Source organism: Candidatus Falkowbacteria bacterium, assembly GCA_013336275.1.
Taxonomy (GTDB): domain Bacteria; phylum Patescibacteriota; class Patescibacteriia; order Patescibacteriales; family GWE2-39-37; genus JAAXUA01.
Genome location: JAAXUA010000003.1, coordinates 64,959 through 82,182 on the forward strand (window position 1 = coordinate 64,959; position 17,224 = coordinate 82,182).

Sequence of the window (17,224 nt, forward strand, 5' to 3'; positions counted from 1 at the left end):
GCTATAATTAAAAGAGGGCGGCTCGCCCTCTTTTATAATTGAACATATGAACATCAACCCAGGAATCTTCAAGGCCTACGACATCCGCGGCATCTATGGCAAGGACTTCGATGAAAAACATGCCTACCAGATAGCTCAAGCCTATATCAAGGTCATTAAACCCAAGGGCACCGTCGCCGTCGGCATGGACGTCCGCCTCTCGTCTTCTAAAATAAAAAGGTCCGTTATCAAAGGCCTGACAGATGCGGGCATAAATGTACTGGATATCGGCTTAAGCTCGACCGAGATGTATTACTTCGCTGTCGGCTACTACAAGCTCGCCGGCGGCATCCAAGTCACTGCCTCCCATAACCCCAAAGAATATAACGGGTTCAAAATGGTCAAGCGCGATGTCGAGCCGATCCATAAGGACAACGGCATCCATCAGATCCGCGATCTAGTCGCGGCCAAGCCCCAGCCAGTCATCAGGTCTCGAAAAGGTTCAGTCAAGAAAATCAATGTTCTCGATGATTTCTGCCGCTTCGCTATCGCCTTTCTCGATCAAGACAAAACCCAGCCAAAAACAATCGTTATCAATCCGAACTTCGGCTACGAGGGCGAAGTCGTCAAGCGCTTCGTTAAATTGCACAAGCTGCCCTGGAAGCTGATCGGTCTGAACGACAAGCCAGATGGAACCTTCCCCAAGGGTCGGCCTGACCCATTCGTACCGGAAAACCGACCTGAATTCGAAGCCTTGACCAAATCATCCGGAGCCGATCTGGGCGTAGCCTGGGACGCCGACGCCGACCGCGTTTTTTTCTGCGATGACAAGGGGCGCTTTATTGAGTCGTATTACACCAACCACCTCCTGATCCGCTCGCTCCTTGAAAAGCGCAAAGGCGAAAAAATCGTTTACGATCCTCGCTACACCTGGGCATTGACCGATGCCGCCAAAGAGATGAAAGGCAAGGCTGTCCTTGAGCGGGTCGGTCACTCATACATCAAGGAGCGCATGCGCAAAGAAAATGCCATATTCTCCGGTGAATCAAGCGGACACACCTATTTCCGAGATTTCTGGTTTGCTGACACGGGTCTGTTGCCGGTGCTCGTGCTGATGAATCTGCTCAACCACACAGGCAAGAAGATGTCCCAGCTGATCGAACCGGTCATGAAAAAATATCCGATGTCCGGAGAGATAAATTCAATTGTCGAAGACCCTAAAAAGGTTACATTAAACATCGAGAAACTTTACAAGAAAGGCGGAAAAATCAACAAACTCGACGGCCTGTCCATCGAATTCAAGGATTGGCGCTTCAATCTGCGAGAATCCAACACCGAACCGCTTTTACGGCTTAACGTCGAAGGCAAGAACAAAGCAATTGTAAGCCAAAAAACCAAGGAACTGCTGAAGATTATCCGCTCAAAATAGCTCTCTTGACCTGCTGATAACATTCTGTTATGATACAGTCAAATAAAAATAGTCGTTTTTCGGCTATTTTTGTTTGACACTGTCCGTCCTCAGACGGCCCCTCGGGTGCCCCGGGTCAAGATCGGGCACATTTATTGGAGCGGTAGTTCAGTTGGTTAGAACGCTGCCCTGTCACGGCAGAGGTCGCGAGTTCGAGTCTCGTCCGCTCCGCACAAAAAAACACCCGCTAATTTAGCGGGTGTTTTTAGCTATCAAGCTTATTTTATTTAAATGTTAAAAAGTATATAATAACCGCAGACCGATAAACATCAATTATGACTTATAAAAACCAAATCTTTTTCTTGGCGCTAGCTGCGTTGCTCGTATTTCCTGCAGTTGCCCAGGCAGCTGAAGCCCGGATATTCTTATCCTCAGGAGCGGGCGCCTACCCTGCCAACAAAGACCTGACCACCCGGCTCATGATTAATAGCGGGGGCGGGGCTGGTATCAACGCTGCCGAGGGCGTCATAAAATTCGACCCGAAAAAAATTAAGGTCAAGAAAATAATAAAAGACGGCTCGATCTTCGACCTTTGGGCGAAGCAGCCGGCCATAGACAACCAAAAAGGGGAAATCACCTTCAGTGGCGGCACCACCAAGGCCTTTACCGGTTCGCTCGGCCTTATTTTTAAAGTTCAGTTCTCCGCGTTATCTTCAGGCAGCCATTCGCTCGAGATGTCCACTAGCACAACCATGGCCCTGGCAGCGAACGGGCTGGCTGAAAATATCACCAAGGACGTCGATGGCGGTGATTATATATTCGGCAACACAGCCGTCATCTCAGATGCGGAAAAAATACGCAACAAGATGGTTGGGCGCATCCTTCTGCAAGTAGAGAAGTCCGGCCGCTCATGGTATGTCTTCCCAGGAGACCGCATGCGTTATTTCTTAGGACGTCCGGCTGACGCCTTCAATCTGATGCGGAAGCTGGGTCTTGGAGTTAATCACGCCTATATCAAAAAATACGAAAACGGAATCTTCCCCTCTGCAGTTTCAGGCAAGATCTTGCTTGATGTTGAGGATAGCGGCAAAGCCTACTACATCAATCCGACCGACAAAAAAGCTTACTATCTTGGCCGGCCGGCCGACGCCTTCCAGGTAATGAGAAAGCTCGGCTTGGGCATATCGAACGACTTGATAAAAAAGATTCCAGATTGGGCAATCTGAATATTCATCACAAACACCAATTTTTATACCAAAAACACCCCGCGCAAGTGAGGTGTTTTTGGTATAAAACTTAAGCCTTAGCCGCTAAGCGGCTTTGCTCTAAACAAACGCCTCATCTGAAACAGGCTCGCCTATGCTGTAAGCGGTCGATTATTCTTGCCATATTGTTTTGATTAGTGCATTAGCCGAGATGTTTGTTATAATGTCCGTATGCAAAATGATCACCTGCGCCGAAAATTGTATTTTTTGATTATTTACAATTTGGCGGCAAATTCGATAGTCTATTTTTTAAAGCCTCTTTATCTCTGGTCACTGGTTATCGTAGTCGTGCTCCCCAGCTTGATTGCTTCCTACTGGCTCAAGCACAATCGAAAAAAAATCTTCTACTTCTCGCTCTTGAGCACTTTATTATTCGCTCCCCCGGCCGAGCTCATGGCCAGACTGGCGAATGCGTGGGATGTGCAATCAATATTCCCGAGGGTTTTTGGATACATTCCCCTTGAGAATATCTTTTTTGCATTTTTCAATTTTCATTGGGTCCTGACATTTTACGAGCTTTTCGTAGTGAAAACTGGCGTCAGAAAAATGAGCAAAAGGTTTTTTTGGCTTTTTCTCATCTACGCGATGCTTAGCATCGTGGTTTATTCGCTTTACTTCATTGACCCCAGCTACATTACCACTCCCTATCACATTTTGGCCATACCAATGCTATTGATACCATTCATGGCCATCATGAAATTGAGGCCCATCAGCCATGACAAGCTGATTTTGCCGACGATTTTTTTCGCTTATATCTTTTTCACCTTTGAGACAGTGGCCCTGCAAGTAGGCAACTGGTGGTGGCCGAGCAATTACCTGCTGCCGATCAATCTGTTCGGCAGAGTCTTCCCCTTGGACGACGTTATTATCTGGTATTTTCTCTCGACGCCCACACTTATTCTCGGTTATGAGTATTTTTCCAATGACCAAGAGCAGGCCTAGCCTGCTCTTGGTCACGCTGTTTGCTAGTAGATAGGAGTTGCGATATAGGTCAAGGTATTGTAGTAGTCACCTGCTTCCTGCAGGGGGCTCACCTGGATACGATAAGCGACTTCGGTGTAGCCTTTGTCAGGTGCGACGCCGTCAGACGGACCGGAGTGGAACATGATTTCCACCGGGGTAGTGCTGGCGAAGCCCCTCCACAAATCAGTTCCGAAGGTATTGCCGGCGGCCAGGTCAGTATCCTCGGAAGTGAAGCCGAAATGACCATAGGTCCACTCGTTATCAAGAGCGTTGGCCGGAGACTGCCAAGCCTGAGGAGCTGTCGAGGTGCCGTCGAGGAAAGAATCGATATCAGACCCGGTATTGCTAGTCAGATTCTGGTCCTGCTCGACCGTAACGGCATATCCGTTATCTGCATTAGTGATGACGCTCAATGATTGTCCCATCACCGTAGAGGTGCCGACAGTCAAGACATCGAAAGCCAGAGAAGAAGTTGCCGAAGTCCTGGTCGTAGAAAAACCGTTAACGTCCGTGCCCGCGTCAAGCGGAGAAATGACGAATTGCAGGGTTGAAGCAACGGTTGCTGAAACGTCGACATTGTCAACGATAGCTACCATGGTATATGCCTGCTCAATAATGGCATTGCCAGAAGTCCTGGTTGTGACATTGATCAGGTATGAACCGATTGTCGCCGGATTTGAAACCGAAGCGATTGTGATGTTCTTAGTACCAGTGGCCACGCCGGCATTTGCAGTACAAATGACGGTCGAGGTACCGTTAACGCTGGAATCAGTATTTGCGGGGCAGGTCACGTTACCCACCAAGGCGCCGCTGGTAAAGGCTGCCGGCAGAACAACACTGATATAGTCGCCAGCCACCAAGGCGACATTGTTTGTAAAAGTAAGGTTGTGGGTGGCACTAACACTCTTGTCGGAGTCGCTTAGGCGATCCTTAATGAAAGTTAGCGAGGCTGCTTGTGCGGGGCTGATAAGCCCGTTGGTTGCGATCATTGACACGATTGCCATGACGCATAGGATTTTTTTTGTCATACGTTTGTTTTAGTTTTTGTTTTTATGTTAATTTTTTATAATAGGGAAGCTGATTGTGATCTGGGTACCGACTTTTTCTATCGAATCTATGGTTATTTCACCTCCTTGCATGGTTATGAGCTGTTTGGTAATCCACAAGCCTAGTCCGGTTCCTGTAATATTGCTGGTTTCTTCAGTCTGAATCCTATAAAACTTCTCGAAGAGACGTTCCCTGGCCTTGGCCGACATGCCAAGTCCCGTGTCTTTTATCTTTATTTCTAGCCTTTGATTTTTTTCCTCGGTCATTACCTCAACCTGGCCCTTGGGAGTATACTTGATCGCGTTGCCAACCAGGTTAAATAGTATCTGTTTAAAACGTTCCGAATCTATACTGATCAATGGCAACTCTTCTTTGTGCGGCTGATAGACCATAGAGAGCCCCTTTTGCTCGGACTGGACTCTTAGCTCTGCCATCGTTTCCTTGATTACGCTGCTGACGTCGGTCGGTTTAGGCGACATCGCCATGCGTCCCTGCTCGATGCGGCTGACGTTCAATAAGTCATCAACCAGAACGGAAAGGCGATCGGCTGAGCTCTGAACTATGCCCAGGCTCTCTTTCGCCTTATCACTGATCGGGCCTAAGTCACCCGCCAGAATCATTGAGACGAAACCTCTAATGCCGGTCACCGGCGTGCGCAATTCATGTGAGGCCACGGAAATGAATTCATCTTTCATCTGGTCTATTTCCTTGATCTTGCGATATAGCGCGGCATATTCGAACAATCTGGTGTTGTTGGCTAGAAGCAAGATTATGATAAGCACGGTAATCAGAAGTATGACATAGGAACGGATCAAGATGTCTCTGGTCAGCTTATCCATGGCGGCCACTGATATTTTCATTGATAAGAGCATCTGCTTTGCTCCGGTTGCATCCTTCATCGGCATGATCACCGCCCAGTACCGTGCTGGCTGCTTATCAAACTTGACAACGTTATCAATCGAATTGTTGCTCCCAGATGTTGTCAAAAGAGCCACGGGCTTATTTTCCCGCCAAGCCAAGACGTTCACGTTCTCCTTGGTCACTCGACCGACGACGTCCTTATTCAGGCTGGCGACGACCTTGAAGTCTTCTCCAGACTGAGTAAGAATATCGGCCGAGACTATCTCATCGTTAAAACGGGAAACTGCCTCAATCTTATTCTGTAACTCGCCGATTTTATCGAAATTTCCGATCAGGCTGACATTGATTGCATCTCCGATCGAAATCGCCTTGCCTTGCAGATCTTGATCGATCGCCCGCTGGAAGGAGCGAGTGAACACGACAGTATTCAAGATTATTGCCAAAGGAATGAACACTATCAGAATAATCGAATAGACGATCTGGTAATTTTTCTTGATGAATTGTAATTTTTCTTTGGCAGGCATATTTTTTTAATTCAAGGCTGTAGCCCGCTTTCCTCTGATATAAAGAAAGAATAGCCCGGCAATAAACAGTATTAGGATCAAGCCAGCTGAAGCATACCACCACAGCATGGTGTCAGTCTGATTATAAACATTGACGTCGGCCTTCAATAAGTCGTCCTGGCTGACAGCACGAGCTTCGCTGACGAAGAATGAAAATGGCGCAGATTTAGACTCGATCTTGCCCTGCTCATCGTTCAAGACGACATATGCCTCATGTTTGCCGTCGGTCAAACTCTTATCCAGACTATATGACCAGTTGCCCGCTTGGTCGGTCTTGACTGTCACAATTATCGGCAAAGAGCTATAGATAAACAAGCTGAAAACCTGGTTTGGCAGGGCTTTGCCCTCAAGCTTCACGACGCCCGAGCTGCTGGCATCGCTCTTGATTTCGACTTTCTCCACCTTCAGCAAGTCTGAATCGAACTTGCCTGCCGTCTTCGGCTGTTCGAAGGTGGCCTTATTCAGCAACGCTTGTTCTGCTGGCTGCAGTTTTCCCGCCAACATGCCGGTGCCAAGGGGGTTGTGCCCGGTTTTGACTTCGTCACCATCGCTGAAACTGTCGCCATCAGAATCTGCTTTGTCTGCGTCTGTTCCCAGCCGGCTCTCAATATCATCAGAGAGGCCGTCAGAATCTGAATCGATAGACAACACCGCACTGACGCCCGGTTCGGATTCTTGGCCGTCGCTGGCGGTGGCCAAGACTACCACCCCGACTTTGCCCTGCCTTTTGGAAAACGGGCTGACCGGTAGAATAGCATCTTCCAATGCTCCTTCAAGCTGGGTGTAGCCGCCCTTTTCGCTGATGAAAATCTCCGACTTGCTGCTCGTGGCGGCTGGTGACTTTTGATCGCTCACGAACTCTATGCTCTTGCCCACGAGCCCGCGGAGAGCTTGGCTGGCAAAATCCAGCTGTGCCTGCGGAATGAACTTATCTACGATCACATTGTTGAAAAGCTGGCTGCATTTTTCCGCAGTCATCTGTTTGCAAATTGCCGGTTCGCCGAATTTGCTGCGGATCATGGAAATACACTCCTCTTTAGAAGATAGTTTTTCATCATGGCAAGCCTGGAGAGCGATGCGGGAGAATCTATAAAGGTCGCAATACTGGGCATCAAATATGCCTAGGTCCTGACATATCGCACTCGTATTCTGCTTGGCCTCGTAAATTGCTGGTTTTTCAATGACGGAAACCTGAGAAGTTGAAGTGTTGTTTTGGCGTGCCGGGGCCGAAGGTGCAACCGACTTTTCCGTAACCGCAGTCGGCGCGGTAACCGGCTTAGCCGGAACAGTGACAGTCGGTTCAACCGGCACTTTGACTGCTTCAACCGGCTTGTTAACGGCTGTGGTGTCTATTTTTATCTGCTCTTTCGCGACGATTTCAACTTTGTCGACGACCGGAGTTGCCGTGGCAACCTTGGGTGTGGCGGATGCCGTCACTTCGAAAGCCGCTTTATTGATGATATAGATTTTTAATGTCGAGTTGCTATAAAATTTGTTTCCCTGCTCATCATAACCCACTGCCAAAATATTATACGATCCATTCGGCAATGCTGTCGTGTCCCATTTATACTGCCAATACGCCCTGACTTCATCGAATAGGGCCTGGCCCATGGTCTCCTGCTGGCCGAAACGATCCAGCAAGAATAATACTTTTTTGACATTGACCGTGGTTTTGGCGAATAAGGGTACGGTACCGGAAGCTATGCCGCCGATTGCTCCTGAACCGATGTTGACCTGGGTGACAACAGCGACTTCTGAGGTGGTTGCAGTTTTCGGGATGGAAGTCGTGGCCGTCTGTTCCGTAGGCGCGCTTGGCGGCAGAAGCTTAGCTATCATTATCGGCTCCGACAGCACCGTCTTGCCGTCTTTTGCCGCTTCGGCTCTGATGGCATAATTATTGGGAGCGACATTCTGTGCGTTCCAAATGAATGAGTAGTTGAAATAGTTTGAACCCGTAGAAAATACTCCTGGGTATGTCTGGTGCAAACCGGGGCCGTCGACGATGAAACTGACCGAATCGGCAGCGATATTGGTCCTGGCCAATATAGTCCTTTGGCCCATGGTACTGGTCGGCGCCTCAAGCATCCAGACCTCCAGCCCCGGAACCGGAACCGGTTCGGTCTCAACAATCGGAGTAGTGGTCGGATTGTCGACTTCCTGGACTGGCGGCTGGTTATACAGATTCAAAAACATTTCTTTAGTGGCTACGACCGCGCTATTCTTAAGCGCCTTGGCCGTTACCGAATACTGGCCGTTAGGCAAACCAGCCGTTGCAAACGAAGTCGTATAAACTCCGGATGTTTGCGGCGATACGGAATCCAGCGGCTCGTAAGTCTGGCTAGACACTAAATGATAATAAAACTTTACCGATATTGATGTGTCATTTGATTGGACCGATAAAGAAATCGTCCCGCTGACCGTCGAATTGGCAGCGGGTGAGGTGAAATTAAGCGAGGTCGGCTGGGTTACGGTAAGTGTCTTGGTCGGGGTTACATATACTTCTTGCAGGCTCTCGTTCAATGCGGTCGCCTTAACGGTATACACTCCCGCATCAAGGGTGTTTACTTGCAAGTGGGCATAATAAGCCAGTGCCGACGATGTCGAGGTCAGGCTCCTTACTAGGACCGAAGAGGAATTAAAAACATCGAACCTAACCTTAAAAACATTAACATTCGAATAGGACATCAAAGGGATCTGGCCCGATGTCTGCTCTCCGACATAAACCTGAGAAAGTATTATTTGCTGCTGAAAGCTTTGAGCATGAGCCCCGTTTGGCAACAAAAAAACCGCCTGACAAAATATCATGACAGCGGTTACTATTTTTTTTGCCAACACGAAGTCGACAACACTATTCTTGCGCATGGGTTTATTTTTATGTTTGTTTTTTGTTTTATATTACCAGTATAGCATAAATTTCGGAAAAAATCAAGACCTTATTTTTGCCAAAATTAGAGAAGTCTGTTAAATTCAAATTAATTAAACCTAATATAATTTCAATATGGCATTATCCATCGGAATCGTAGGTCTGCCCAACGTCGGCAAATCAACATTATTCAACGCACTGACCAAAAAGGTGGCCGAAGCGGCTAACTACCCCTTTTGTACCATCGAACCCAATGTCGGACTGGTAAAGGTGCCTGATCCCCGCTTGGCCAAAATGGCTGAAATTTCACATTCAGAGAACATCATACCGACCATCATCGAGTTCGTCGACATCGCCGGAATTGTCAAAGATGCTCACAAAGGCGAGGGTCTTGGAAACCAATTTCTGTCCCACATCAGGGAATGTGATGCCATCTGCGAGGTTGTGCGCGGCTTCAAGGACGAAAACATCATCCATGTTGCCAATCAAGTCGACCCGGACGCCGACAAAGAGACGATAAATCTGGAACTGATATTCGCCGATCTGTCTACGGTTGAAAAGCGGCTGGACCGGGCTTCACGTGAGGCAAGAACTGGCAACAAAGAGATGCTTAAGCTTGCTGAAGTTCTGACCAAAATTAAAAACGCCCTCGACAAAGGTCTGGCGGCCAGGGAAATCGATCTTAACGAAGAAGAGCAGCTGCTTGTCCGGGAATTGAATCTTTTAACCATCAAGCCCCTTCTTTATGTCCTGAATGTCACTGACGTCTCAGAGGAGCCATTCAGCGTCCGCGGGGCCACTGTCATCAAGATCAACGCACAGGTTGAGGCCGAAATTGCCGCACTGCCAGAGGATGAGCAGCAGGAATATATGGAAGCTATGGGATTGTCCGAAAGCGGGCTTGACCGCCTAATCAGAGCGTCATATCAATTGCTAGACCTTCTCACTTTTTTCACCACCGGCCCGATGGAAACTAGGGCCTGGACAGTCAAGCAAAACAGTCGCGCGCCCCAAGCCGCTGGCGTCATCCATACCGACTTCGAGAAAGGCTTCATCCGAGCCGAAGTGATAGCTTATGACGATTTCATCAAGGCAGGCGGTGAAGGCAAGGCCAGGGAGCTTGGCGTTATGCGGACTGAAGGTAAAGACTACATAATCAAAGATGGGGATATCTGTCATTTTCTCTTTAATCGTTAAAAATAGCCCGCGACTGCGGGCTATTTTTTTTCTAGTATAAGAATTTCTCTCCAGACTCGTTGATCGGAGCGACCGTACAAAAGGGTTCGCCGCTCAGTTAAGCGTAATTTTCCAGACAAAAATTCAGGCAAGGGAGGTATGATCATGTATCCAGAAGCAATTTCTGTGTTCAGCTTTACCGGCTCCTTCTTGTTCCAAAACACCGGCCAAAGCATCACGATCCTGCCGTCGGGCTTCAATATCTTATACATTTCAGCCAGGCTTGATTTATATAGTGACTCCAAATCTTTAACTACGGCCCGAATATCATTGAGCCCTCGCTGCGGGCCAAGATAAGGCTCGGTCACTATGGCATCAACGCTCGCCGCCGGCAAAAACTGAGATACTTTATCGGCGCTAATATTAGATAATTTTAACTCGAAATTACTATCTGGCGCCTGTTTTTTCAACCAATCCAGGTTCGTTTGCGTATCTGCTATGGCTTTAGGCGAGATGTCTGAACCGAACAGTCGCTTAACTCCGAATAACGCAGCTTCGGAAATAACCGTGCCTGAGCCGCAAAAAGGGTCCAAAATCACTGATTTTTCTGAAACATTAGCTAAATTTAACATAATTTGAGCTAATTTTGGTGGCAACATCCCTGAGTGGTCATCGCGTGCTGGGCGACCATAATCACGCCAAGAAAGCTCTTTAAATGCTTGGACGGCCAACGTCTTGCCTACGGAATATCCGGCACCATCTTTAAAGAACACCATCTCAACGCCCTTGGTTAACAGATCATTCTGCTCCACCACGACGCTAGACAAAATCGGTTCCTGACTGACAACCCAACGGCAGGGTACGTCTTGTTCCTTAAGGAACTTTTTATACTCCATGGCCACCGCTTTCAAGCGGAGGTTGCCGGTGTGATCAGAAAAACCGAAATTATGCCTGGTGCCGGTATTTTTAAAATTACCCTTAAGTATAGACAAAAATTGGCTAGGCTTGGCCCCTTCTTCAATTACTAAGCCAATTTTAATCGTGCCCCCAAGACGGCGAATCAATTTTTCCGGCGCCATCGGCAAATCACCCTCAAACAAAAGCAAGGACTGCTCGGGGTATACTCTGACTTTATTGTCGCTAAAATTAGGCAATAACTTTGCTAATTCGGCGACTGAAATGCTGGGGTTGCTGCCCAGAAAGAAAAAATACTGCATAAATTCTTATCAACTCTACCACATTACTCTAGTGCTTGCAATTTCCAATCATTCATGTTAGGATATTTTTACAATTTCATACTAATAAACCTTTCCCATTCGCTTTAAGCGAAACCATCCCTGGCTTCAAGACCAGGGAAAAGGTATTCTCATCCACCATCCCGGCAAGATTAGAATGCCTGGGATTTTTTAATTTTAAGAGCTATGGCAAAAAACAAATCCGCCGACACTCCGCATTACGAGCTCTTGTACATTATCGCTAACAAGTTTAGCGAAAATGAACTGGAACCGATAATCGCCAAAGTGTCCAAACTGATCGAAGAAGGTCAAGGCAAAATCACTCACACCGAGGACTGGGGCAAGAAAAAAATGGCCTACCAAATTGCAGGTTATTCCCACGGTTATTACCGCTTGGTCGAATTCGACCTTGAAGCGGTGAACTTGGCCCGCATCGAAAGGAACTTGCGCATGATGCCTGAAGTCATTAGGCACCAGATTGTCAGGAAGACCCCGTTTGACCCATCACAGGTCAGGCCCGCACCAGTCAAGCCGGTTTCAGAAAATGTCGAACCTGCAGTTGCTAAGGCTGTCGAAAAGCCGAAGGCTAAAGACAAAGCTGACCTCAAAGACCTTGACGAAAAGCTCGACAAAATCCTTGAGACCAACGATTTGCTCTAGTCTTTAACTAAAAAATAATCGATAACTTCTATGAACCTTAATAAAGCTATGATTATCGGCAACCTGACCCGCGATCCGGAGGTGCGCAACACCCCGAGCGGCCAGATGGTTGCTACCTTTTCAGTCGCAACCAGCCAAGTCTGGAACGACCAGTCAGGTCAGAAGCAGGAAAAAGTCGAATACCACAACATCGTTGTCTGGCGACGCTTGGCCGAAATCTGCAGCCAATACCTGCGCAAGGGTTCCAAGGTCTATGTCGAAGGAAGACTCCAAACCAGGGAGTGGACCGGTCAAGACGGCGTCAAGCGTTACCGCACCGAGATAATCGGCGAGAACATGATCATGCTTGATCGTGCTGGCAGCGGCAGCGCTTCGACCGGCAACAATTTTCCTAGCTATGCCGAACAGCATTCCGCGCCTTCCGAACCGGTAATCGACATCAATTCCGGCGCTGACGAAGAGGAAATTAAGGTTGAGAATATCCCATTTTAACCAATAAATTTATGGAAACAACCATTAAACAAGAAAAGCAGTGCCACTTCTGCGTCAACAATATCAAAGAGGTCGACTATAAGGACGGGCACACGCTGAGGCGCTTCGTCGGATCCTACATGAAGATCCTCTCTAGCAAGCGTACAGGTACTTGCGCTAAGCACCAGCGCAAACTTGCCACCGCTATCAAACGCGCTCGTATCATGGCCTTGATGCCATTCGTTAACCAACCAAAATAAACGACTATGTACTCCATCAGTGAAATCAAGATTGGCAAATTGATCCAGATTGCCGAGGAGCCCTACGCCGTAATCAAGGCTGACCATCATAAGATGGGCAGAGGCGGTGCGGTGTTGAAGACCAAGCTGCGCAACCTGATCAATGGCAATGTCCTGGAAAAAACCTACCAAGGCAACGACAAGGCCGAACCGGCCATCACTGAAAAAGGCAAAGCCAACTTTCTTTACAAGGACGAAACCAATGCCTATTTCATGAACAATGATACTTTCGAACAATTCGAACTTCCCTTGGAACAGTTGGGTGATCGGATCAAATTCATGAAAGATAATACCGATGTCGATGTCCTTTATTTCAAGGGCAACGCAGTATCGATCGACCTGCCGATAAAGATGACCTTCAAGGTTATCAGCGCCCCTCCTGGCGTCAAAGGCAACTCTGCTGGCAACGTCAACAAGACCGTAACTATCGAGACTGGCGAAGAAATCAGCGTGCCGATGTTCATCAACGAGGGAGATGAAATACGCATCAATACAGATACCGGAGAATACGCAGAAAGAGCCTAGCTCACCAATAAAAAAACAGACCGTCATTGACGGTCTGTTTTTTTATTTAGGCTTCTTCTGACTGTTTTTTCTTCATCTCCACTTCTTCAAGAATCTTCTTTCTTATCTGTGACTGCAGCTTAGCGTCAGCCCTGAGAAAGCGCTTGGCGTTTTCCCGACCGACCCCGAGCTTAACCTCTTCAAATGAATAGCTGTTGCCATTCTTCTTGATGATGGCATACTCGACGCCGATGTCCAGAAGATCGCCAGAAATAGAAATGCCTTCATTATACATGATGTCGAATTCGCAAGTTCGAAAAGGAGCGGCAACTTTGTTTTTCACGATATTGACCTTTACACGATTGCCGATAATCTTTTCGTTCTGTTTGATCTGAGCCGCGCGCCTAACCTCAATCCTGACAGAGCTATAGAACTTCAAAGCCGTTCCGCCAGTGGTGGTTTCCGGGTTACCGAAGAATACTCCGATTTTCATGCGGGTTTGGTTAATGAATATGACCAAGGTTTTGCTCTTGGACACGATGCCGGTCAGCTTGCGCAGAGCTTGACTCATCAACCTGGCCTGAAGGCCCATGTGTGAATCGCCCATATCCCCCTCGATTTCTTTCTGCGGAACCAAGGCAGCCACACTATCGATCACGATCACATCAATGGCATTGGACCTAACCAACGTCTCCACGATCTCAAGCGCCTGCTCGCCGGTATCTGGCTGCGAGATAAGCATCTCTTTGACGTTGACGCCGATCTTAACAGCATAATCAGGGTCTAACGCGTGCTCAGCGTCGACAAACGCCACCACGCCACCACGTTTTTGCGCCTCAGCAATGATGTGTTGGGCTAGAGTCGTCTTGCCGCTGGCCTCTGGGCCAAAAATCTCGATTATTCTTCCGCGTGGAACGCCGCCCACCCCCAAGGCGATATCCAATGATAGGCACCCGGTAGGAATTGCGTCCACCTTGGTTGACTTGGCTTCGCCCAAGCGCATAATCGAACCGTCTCCGAAACGGCTCTTGATCTGTTCAAGCGCCGCCTCAACGATTTTGCTTTTTTCGTCTTCGTTCTTACCCGGCTGTTTCAGCTTCTTTTCTTCTGCCATAAATATGGTCCAATATTATCATCTAATATTGGCTAATAAATAAATTAATACAAAAAACAAAGCGGTTTCCAAAACCCCCTTGCTTTATTCATTAACATTATAGCATACTCAGGAAATGTACGCCATCATTCGACTAGGACTTGGCGCTTAACAACGGTCTTGCGGCCGAATTTCTTTTCTGCCGTAACTATTATCGTGTTTATTCCGACTTTCAACTCGACCTGCTTTTCAAAATTGCCCTGTACATCGAGTAATACCGCCTCCGAGTTTACCGTCAGTTCCGTTTCGCCCTCCGCCCAGCCCTTCACGGTTATCGACTTGTCTTTTGTTATGATATTATTCTCCGGTGAAGCTAGGACTAACTGAGGTGGCGAGACTATCTTGCCCAATCGATACCCCAAGAACCATAAACACAGGAGGACAACCAAAGCAATCAGAAGATTTTTGATAATCTTGGGTGTGGCCCAAAAGTGCCTAGCCTTAACGACTTGCTTCGAGAAAAGTTCTTGCTTTGCTTTTTCCTTGGTGGCAGCCACTTCATTATCAAAAAGTTTCAACAGCGGTATGGGATCGAGTTTTAAAAAAATAGCGTACTCGCGCAAAAAATTCTTGCCATAAACGCCTGATGGCAGGGAATTAAAATCGCCCCTTTCTAGGGCTTCAAGGTATTTTATATTGATCCCCAAGTCTTTGGCTGCTTTGTCCAGCTTGTAGCCATAGCGCTGACGCTGGCTTCGTAGCTGTTCGGCCACCGTCTCGGAATCGAGAAATATCTTATTGATCTTGAATTGCGATGGCATAATACTATTTCGGCGAAATATTCCAACTTTCGCTTCCGCCAATGCCTTTGACAATCATATTGATTACCGCCCAGCTAGTGAAAACTATGACTAAGCCGATAACGGCGCCGACAATCACGGCCTTGCCCTTGGCAACCTTATCGCTCGATCCTTGAGAGAGCAAGAGTACGAAGCCGCCATATACGAACATCAGCAAGGCCAGAGAGCCGACGATGCGTTCAATCCATTTGGCAACATTGACCGCTAGTTGCAAAAAGTCGTTCAACTCATAATCTCCTGATGCTTTTTGTCCTCTTTCGTTGGGAATTATTTCAGTGCTAGCGCTATTGCTAGCTGGATTCTTGCAACACTCCTGATAGTTTGGGTCACTTGGCGACGAGCCAGGGCAAGCACCCCGTGAAACGCACGAGAGCCCATTTGCCGGCTTCATGCAGCTCTCGCCCGACAGACACGAAGCGGCGCCAGCAGTCTTTGCAAACATTGACACAAAAGACAATAATGCCAAGCCAATCACAAAGCTTTTGAATATTTTTTTTATCATAATATTTAATTCACTGTCTGTTGGACCTTCTGCACGGCCCGATCCATCGTGCCGACGATGTCTTCTTGGTTGGCCACAGACTCATCAATCATCTGATTAAAAATAGTTTCAGCCGCCAAGGCGTCCTTGCCGCGATACCAGCTTTTAGCTGTCAGCACCTGGCTGGCAAATATTCCCAGCTCAGGAATCTGGGTCTGCTGCTCAACCAAAGAACGCAGGGCCGTCGGGCGCTTGGACTTGGCGATATACACTTTGGCCTGGTCCTCCTTGGTAATGAACTGGACAAAATCCCAGGCCGCATCACGCTTCAAGCGGGGATAGTCACCGCCTTTTTTCAAATTTTCCGGGTTGGTCATTATCTTCTTGGATACAGTCTCCACCCAATAATTAGCATAATTGATCGATTGTCCGCCATTCTCTATCTGTGGCAGCTTGCTGATGGCGAAATTCAGTTTCGGCGCCTCAGCCTTGATGGTCGGAAGGTGGTATGAATATCCGAACATCATGGCCAACTGGTTATTTATGAATAACTTCAATGAGTCGTCCATTTCCTTGTTCCAGCTATAGACTTCTTTCGATGGATTGGCAAAGTCCGTGTAAAAACGCAAGGCCTCAAGCCCTGGATTGTACTTGATTCCTTTGTCAGGCGGCACCTGATTGAACAACGGCTGGCCTGAAGCCGACATCATATCGGCACCGTTCTGCATCATCAAGGTGGAGAGGATGTCGAATGAACGCTGGACATTAACTGCTCCACCCAAGGCCACGCCTGACTGGATTATCTGGCCCTTGGTGTCCTGCTTGGTCAATTTCTTTACATACTGTTGGAAAGTACGATCCCAATAAATAGGCGGTTCGGCTATTCCGGCGTTATTAAAAAGATCTTTGTTGTAATAAAGCGCCAAAGTATCTATGAACAGAGGCAGGCCATAAACCTGTTCTTTCAAGCCTTTGTTACCAGCTTGCGGAACCTTTATCACCACGTCATCGTAAACCGTATCGACAAAAGCGGTCTTGATGTCTTTGGGCTTGATCGAATCGCTTGTCTTTACCACGTTGACCAGCTCCTTCTTGATGCTCCCCTGGGTCGTCTGATAAACCAGCGATGTCTTGTCCGGCATCGGTTCGATCTTGTTCTGATACTTTTTTATCCAGGTGCTCGGTATGGAAAAGATATCCGGTCCACGATCCTCGGCAAAAGCATTAAGCAGCTCGTTTTCATACTCTTCGTAACGGAACTTATGGTACTCGATCTTGATGTTAGAATGCATTTCCGAATACTTTTTCAACTGTTCAGAGAATGTACTGGTATCATCCCAAACGCGCCAATAGGTCAAGGTTATGGGTTTCAGGCCGGCGGTCACGGTCGCGTCCTGGGTCTTGCAACCGAACCCTGAAGTAACGATAAAGATGCCCAACAAAAAAATTATGCCTTTCTTTTTATTCATATGGTTATTTTTCATATTATACCAGAT

16 protein-coding genes and 1 tRNA gene are annotated in these 17,224 nt (G+C 47.6%); 9 read left to right on the forward strand and 8 right to left on the reverse strand.

Annotated elements, in window-relative coordinates; all coding sequences use genetic code 11:
* The first annotated feature begins 46 nt into the window (after positions 1-46).
* The 4 genes from HGA34_03140 to HGA34_03155 all read left to right on the forward strand — a co-directional run bounded on the left by HGA34_03140 (position 47) and on the right by HGA34_03155 (position 3,594).
* Positions 47-1,408, forward strand: coding sequence for a phosphomannomutase/phosphoglucomutase (locus HGA34_03140; protein NTW22512.1), 1,362 nt, complete (start codon positions 47-49; stop codon positions 1,406-1,408).
* A 136-nt stretch (positions 1,409-1,544) separates the two neighbouring features.
* Positions 1,545-1,618 (forward strand) — tRNA-Asp (locus HGA34_03145).
* 104 nt (positions 1,619-1,722) lie between these two features.
* Positions 1,723-2,613, forward strand: coding sequence for a hypothetical protein (locus tag HGA34_03150; protein ID NTW22513.1), 891 nt, complete (start codon positions 1,723-1,725; stop codon positions 2,611-2,613).
* 210 nt (positions 2,614-2,823) lie between these two features.
* Positions 2,824-3,594 carry a hypothetical protein gene (locus tag HGA34_03155; protein ID NTW22514.1) on the forward strand — a complete coding sequence of 257 codons (771 nt, stop codon included), beginning with the start codon at positions 2,824-2,826 and terminating at the stop codon, positions 3,592-3,594.
* A 23-nt stretch (positions 3,595-3,617) separates the two neighbouring features.
* On the opposite strand, the gene HGA34_03160 is transcribed toward HGA34_03155, so the two are convergent.
* From HGA34_03160 to HGA34_03170, 3 genes are read right to left on the reverse strand one after another with little or no spacing between them, the layout of a single operon-like run.
* Complete coding sequence (locus tag HGA34_03160; protein NTW22515.1) at positions 3,618-4,643, reverse strand: hypothetical protein; 1,026 nt, start codon at positions 4,641-4,643, stop codon at positions 3,618-3,620.
* Positions 4,644-4,670: 27 nt separating this feature from the next.
* The gene (locus HGA34_03165) at positions 4,671-6,047 is read right to left on the reverse strand and encodes a HAMP domain-containing histidine kinase (GenBank protein ID NTW22516.1); all 1,377 of its coding nucleotides are present in this window, start codon (positions 6,045-6,047) and stop codon (positions 4,671-4,673) included.
* A gap of 6 nt (positions 6,048-6,053) precedes the next feature.
* Complete coding sequence (locus tag HGA34_03170; GenBank protein ID NTW22517.1) at positions 6,054-8,948, reverse strand: hypothetical protein; 2,895 nt, start codon at positions 8,946-8,948, stop codon at positions 6,054-6,056.
* 136 nt (positions 8,949-9,084) lie between these two features.
* Between HGA34_03170 and ychF the strand changes: the two genes are divergently transcribed.
* Positions 9,085-10,146, forward strand: coding sequence for a redox-regulated ATPase YchF (ychF, locus tag HGA34_03175; GenBank protein NTW22518.1), 1,062 nt, complete (start codon positions 9,085-9,087; stop codon positions 10,144-10,146).
* 20 nt (positions 10,147-10,166) lie between these two features.
* On the opposite strand, the gene HGA34_03180 is transcribed toward ychF, so the two are convergent.
* Positions 10,167-11,342: a methyltransferase domain-containing protein gene (locus HGA34_03180; protein NTW22519.1), complete on the reverse strand. Its 1,176-nt coding sequence runs from the start codon at positions 11,340-11,342 to the stop codon at positions 10,167-10,169.
* 204 nt (positions 11,343-11,546) lie between these two features.
* Here HGA34_03180 and rpsF point away from each other — a divergent pair, with 204 nt between their 5' ends.
* From rpsF to efp, 4 genes are read left to right on the forward strand one after another with little or no spacing between them, the layout of a single operon-like run.
* Positions 11,547-12,020: a 30S ribosomal protein S6 gene (gene rpsF, locus HGA34_03185; GenBank protein NTW22520.1), complete on the forward strand. Its 474-nt coding sequence runs from the start codon at positions 11,547-11,549 to the stop codon at positions 12,018-12,020.
* Between the two features lie 30 nt (positions 12,021-12,050).
* Positions 12,051-12,512: a single-stranded DNA-binding protein gene (locus HGA34_03190; protein NTW22521.1), complete on the forward strand. Its 462-nt coding sequence runs from the start codon at positions 12,051-12,053 to the stop codon at positions 12,510-12,512.
* 11 nt (positions 12,513-12,523) lie between these two features.
* A complete protein-coding gene (locus HGA34_03195; GenBank protein NTW22522.1) occupies positions 12,524-12,751 on the forward strand; it encodes a 30S ribosomal protein S18 in 228 nt (75 codons plus the stop codon).
* A gap of 6 nt (positions 12,752-12,757) precedes the next feature.
* Entirely contained in the window at positions 12,758-13,315 is a 558-nt protein-coding gene (gene efp, locus HGA34_03200; GenBank protein NTW22523.1) for an elongation factor P, read from the forward strand.
* A gap of 46 nt (positions 13,316-13,361) precedes the next feature.
* On the opposite strand, the gene recA is transcribed toward efp, so the two are convergent.
* From recA to HGA34_03220, 4 genes are all read right to left on the reverse strand, one after another.
* Complete coding sequence (gene recA / locus HGA34_03205; protein NTW22524.1) at positions 13,362-14,408, reverse strand: recombinase RecA; 1,047 nt, start codon at positions 14,406-14,408, stop codon at positions 13,362-13,364.
* Between the two features lie 125 nt (positions 14,409-14,533).
* Positions 14,534-15,208 carry a hypothetical protein gene (locus HGA34_03210; GenBank protein NTW22525.1) on the reverse strand — a complete coding sequence of 225 codons (675 nt, stop codon included), beginning with the start codon at positions 15,206-15,208 and terminating at the stop codon, positions 14,534-14,536.
* Between the two features lie 4 nt (positions 15,209-15,212).
* Positions 15,213-15,689: a hypothetical protein gene (locus HGA34_03215; protein ID NTW22526.1), complete on the reverse strand. Its 477-nt coding sequence runs from the start codon at positions 15,687-15,689 to the stop codon at positions 15,213-15,215.
* A gap of 65 nt (positions 15,690-15,754) precedes the next feature.
* A complete protein-coding gene (locus HGA34_03220; GenBank protein ID NTW22527.1) occupies positions 15,755-17,197 on the reverse strand; it encodes an extracellular solute-binding protein in 1,443 nt (480 codons plus the stop codon).
* Positions 17,198-17,224: the final 27 nt, after the last annotated feature.

Bases quoted from the DNA above. Each gene is read 5' to 3' on its own strand.
- rpsF (NTW22520.1), top strand. From the start codon at position 11,547: ATGGCAAAAAACAAATCCGCCGACACTCCGCATTACGAGCTCTTGTAC.
- HGA34_03190 (NTW22521.1), top strand. From the start codon at position 12,051: ATGAACCTTAATAAAGCTATGATTATCGGCAACCTGACCCGCGATCCG.
- HGA34_03195 (NTW22522.1), top strand. From the start codon at position 12,524: ATGGAAACAACCATTAAACAAGAAAAGCAGTGCCACTTCTGCGTCAAC.
- HGA34_03150 (NTW22513.1), top strand. From the start codon at position 1,723: ATGACTTATAAAAACCAAATCTTTTTCTTGGCGCTAGCTGCGTTGCTC.
- HGA34_03220 (NTW22527.1), bottom strand. From the start codon at position 17,197: ATGAATAAAAAGAAAGGCATAATTTTTTTGTTGGGCATCTTTATCGTT.
- HGA34_03155 (NTW22514.1), top strand. From the start codon at position 2,824: ATGCAAAATGATCACCTGCGCCGAAAATTGTATTTTTTGATTATTTAC.
- HGA34_03180 (NTW22519.1), bottom strand. From the start codon at position 11,342: ATGCAGTATTTTTTCTTTCTGGGCAGCAACCCCAGCATTTCAGTCGCC.
- HGA34_03140 (NTW22512.1), top strand. From the start codon at position 47: ATGAACATCAACCCAGGAATCTTCAAGGCCTACGACATCCGCGGCATC.
- ychF (NTW22518.1), top strand. From the start codon at position 9,085: ATGGCATTATCCATCGGAATCGTAGGTCTGCCCAACGTCGGCAAATCA.
- efp (NTW22523.1), top strand. From the start codon at position 12,758: ATGTACTCCATCAGTGAAATCAAGATTGGCAAATTGATCCAGATTGCC.
- HGA34_03215 (NTW22526.1), bottom strand. From the start codon at position 15,689: ATGTTTGCAAAGACTGCTGGCGCCGCTTCGTGTCTGTCGGGCGAGAGC.
- HGA34_03210 (NTW22525.1), bottom strand. From the start codon at position 15,208: ATGCCATCGCAATTCAAGATCAATAAGATATTTCTCGATTCCGAGACG.
- recA (NTW22524.1), bottom strand. From the start codon at position 14,408: ATGGCAGAAGAAAAGAAGCTGAAACAGCCGGGTAAGAACGAAGACGAA.
- HGA34_03165 (NTW22516.1), bottom strand. From the start codon at position 6,047: ATGCCTGCCAAAGAAAAATTACAATTCATCAAGAAAAATTACCAGATC.
- HGA34_03170 (NTW22517.1), bottom strand. From the start codon at position 8,948: ATGCGCAAGAATAGTGTTGTCGACTTCGTGTTGGCAAAAAAAATAGTA.
- HGA34_03160 (NTW22515.1), bottom strand. From the start codon at position 4,643: ATGACAAAAAAAATCCTATGCGTCATGGCAATCGTGTCAATGATCGCA.